The following is a 1,367-nucleotide window of genomic DNA, read 5'->3' on the forward strand; positions in this document are numbered from 1 at the left end:
GACACTGTCCCGTAAAGTGTGTAAGTTAAAAAAATAGGGGTTTGCCTTTTTAATTAAAGTTGAACCCTTTTTTCAAAAATAATTAAGAACTGATTTAGTATTAACCCCCAGTTTTGGATTGGCATTGACCATTTTCTGGTTGCTTCTCTCAGAGCCAAATATACTGATTTTAAAACGGCATCATCCGTTGGGAATGATAATTTGTTTTTGGTATACTTTCTGATTTTCCCATTGAGATTTTCGATTAAGTTAGTAGTATAAATTATTTTTCTAATTTCCACTGGGAAATCAAAGAATACGGTAAGTTCTTCCCAGTTTTCTTCCCAAGATCTTATAGCATAAGGATATTTATGACTCCATTTTTTAGAAAAATCTTCAAGAGAAGCCTTTGCTGATTCTTTATTTGGCGCATTGTAAATAAGCTTCATGTCGGCAGAAAATTCCTTTTTATCTTTCCAGACAACATAACGAGCCGAGTTTCTAATTTGATGTACTACGCAAATTTGAGTTTGTGATTCTGGGAATACGTTTTTAATGGTTTGGGTAAAGCCGTTTAAGTTATCGGTGGCGGTTATCAGCATGTCTTCAACGCCTCGAGCTTTTAAATCGGTTAAAACTCCTAGCCAAAAACTAGCACTTTCGTTCTTGCCTAACCACATTCCGAGCACTTCTTTCTTGCCTTCTCTATTAAGTCCAACGGCTAAATAGATCGTTTTATTGACAACTTTTGAATTTTCTCTAACTTTAAAAACGATACCGTCCATCCAAACAATCAGATAAACGGGGTCCAATGGTCTGTTCTGCCAAGCAATAATATCGCTTGAAACACTATCTGTAATTCGAGAGATAGTGCTGGTGGAAACATCAAAATTATAAACTTCTCTTATTTGTTCTTCGATGTCACTATTGCTCATTCCTTTGGCGTAGAGCGATACAATTACATTCTCTAGCCCATCAAGCATATTTTGCCTTTTAGGAACAATGATTGGATTAAACGACGCGTCACGATCTCTTGGAACTTGAATTTCTGATTCTCCAAAAGAAGTTTTTACTTTTTTGGATGAAAAACCATTACGAGCATTGGTTTTGACTGATTTATCATGCTTGTCATAACCTAAATGAGCGTCTAATTCCCCTTCAAGCATTTTTTCTATGCCTCTTTTTTGTAGTTGGGCTAAAAAGCCATACAGTTCTTCTCCTGTTTTGAACTGCTTTAAAAAATCATCGGATAATAATTCTTCTTTTCTCATATCAAAGTGTGTTTATAAATATACGTTAAAAAGTTATTTCCGAAAATTTTTGAGCTTTTGAGTTAGCTCAAATTTTCAGAATAACTTTTTAACTTACACACTTTATGAGATGGTACC

At 34.6% G+C, this 1,367-nt stretch carries 1 protein-coding gene; it reads right to left on the bottom strand.

Annotation, left to right across the window (positions count from 1 at the left end):
* Window positions 1-53: 53 nt before the first annotated feature.
* Window positions 54-1,250 carry an IS256 family transposase gene (locus QO182_RS19440; RefSeq protein ID WP_371563717.1) on the bottom strand — a complete coding sequence of 399 codons (1,197 nt, stop codon included), beginning with the start codon at window positions 1,248-1,250 and terminating at the stop codon, window positions 54-56.
* Window positions 1,251-1,367 lie beyond the last annotated feature (117 nt).

This window comes from Flavobacterium sp. Arc2 (assembly GCF_041431385.1).
Classification (GTDB): Bacteria; Bacteroidota; Bacteroidia; order Flavobacteriales; family Flavobacteriaceae; genus Flavobacterium.

Bases quoted from the DNA above. Each gene is read 5' to 3' on its own strand.
- QO182_RS19440 (WP_371563717.1), bottom strand. From the start codon at position 1,250: ATGAGAAAAGAAGAATTATTATCCGATGATTTTTTAAAGCAGTTCAAA.